Consider the following 1,264-nt stretch of genomic DNA (forward strand, 5'->3'; position numbering starts at 1 on the left):
CCCCCACCCACGGCACCCACACCCACACCACCGGCCACACCACCCACTGGGCACGCCTCACCACCACATAACACCCACCCATCACCTGCAGCCAAAGATGACAGCAGGCTGCGGCTGCCCCGATCAGTGGTCCCGCTGAAGAGGCTCAGTGAGTGTGAGTGAGCTGCGTGGCAGGAAGGGGGCGACGGGGACCTGCCCGGCTGAATCCGTTCGGCGGGCGGCGCAAGCTGGGATCGGCCTTGGGCTGCGGGCCGCTCTCCACTTTGCTGCCTTATCTCTTACGACCTCACGCTAATCACGCACTAGGTCGTAAGACGTGCCTATGTGGTGAGGCGGTCGTTGTGCTGCATGGGGAGTGGACGGTGGAGTTGGATTGTTCCGGATGGGCTGTGGGAGATCGCGAAGCCGTTGATCCCGCCGTCGAAGGTGCGGCCGCAGGGTGGCGGCACGCAGGACACGCCTGATGAGACGGTGTTCGCGGCGATCATCTATGTGCTGGTCAGCGGCTGTGCCTGGCGCGCGTTGCCGCCGTGCTTCGGGATATCGAAGTCGACCGCGCATCGCCGATTCGTGATCTGGTCCAGGGCCGGCGTGTGGGGCCGCCTCCACGAAGCGGTCCTGCACCGGCTCGACGACGCCGGCCTGGTCGATGTCTCCCGCGTCGTCCTCGACTCCGCCCAGGTCAGGGCGAAAAAGGGGGCGAACACACAGGTCCGAGCCTCGTGGACCGGGGCAAACCGGGTTCCACGATGCACGTCCTGTCGGACGCGAACGGACTGCCCCTCGTCGTTGGCGTCTCCGCGGCAAACGTCCACGACAGCCTCACACTGAAGCCCATGGTCGCCGGTCACCAAACGAGACACGACCCCCACCGCGGCCGCCCTTCAAACCCCACGCCTGCACGCCAAGGCCTACGACGCCCCCGACCTGCGGAGATGGTTACGCGGCAAACGCATCGGCGTCCGCATCGCACGCAAAGGCATCGAGTCCAGCGAACGCCTCGGCCGCCGCAGATGGGTCATCGAACGGACGATGTCCTGGCTGACCGGCTACCGCCGACTCAACCACCGCTACGAACGACATCCCCGCAACTACCTGGCGTTCCTCGGCCTCGCCGCCGCCATCCGCTGCTACAAGCGACTCATCCGCCTCACCACATAGGACACGGTCTTAGATGTCATCTCATTTGGCGAGTCTGCGGTAGCAGATAAGGGTGCAGGCGATGCTGGTGAAGGCGAGGAAGTGGTCCGCTTTGCGCTCGTAG

Annotated in this window: 1 pseudogene; it reads left to right on the forward strand. The window is 65.5% G+C overall.

Features of this window, described 5'->3' with window-relative positions:
• Window positions 1–348: 348 nt before the first annotated feature.
• Window positions 349–1,161 (forward strand): annotated as a pseudogene (locus ACF08N_RS38120) (IS5 family transposase).
• The last annotated feature ends 103 nt before the right edge of the window (window positions 1,162–1,264 follow it).

Origin of the sequence: Streptomyces sp. NPDC015127 (assembly GCF_043080095.1) — a bacterium.
Taxonomy (GTDB): domain Bacteria; phylum Actinomycetota; class Actinomycetes; order Streptomycetales; family Streptomycetaceae; genus Streptomyces.